This is a genomic window from Salipiger sp. ABF4_146 (genome assembly GCF_056161345.1).
In genome coordinates, this window is the sequence record NZ_JBSWYX010000089.1 from 1 (window position 1) to 328 (window position 328).

The 328-nt window shown below is 71.3% G+C and carries 1 protein-coding gene; it reads right to left on the reverse strand.

What is annotated here, in order from left to right; genetic code table 11:
- Positions 1-328 (reverse strand): hypothetical protein (locus tag ACXAJT_RS27675; RefSeq protein ID WP_475242264.1); only part of this gene is annotated, 328 nt, incomplete at both ends.

Genomic DNA, 328 nt, shown 5'->3' on the forward strand with positions numbered 1-328 from the left:
CATTCGCCCGGCGTGACATAGCCGATGTCATTGGTGGCGCCGACCAGTTCGACGTCGGTGTCGCCGCGTAGCGGGTGCGGCGCGTCGCGGCCCGGATCGTCGTTCCACGACACCCCCTGTCCGCCGCTGTCGAAATTGGCTGCGGCGACGGTCAGGCTACCGTCGAGCAGCGGCGCGTCGGGACCGGGGAAGGGCGCCTGTTCGGGGCCCGTCACCGGCACGTCGGCAACGCTGAGAGTGAAGCTGCTGCTGGTCGCCAGCCCGTCCGGGTCGGTGGCGGTGACCGTCACCGTGTAGTCGGTGTCGGCGTCCACCTGCGGCGCGGTGC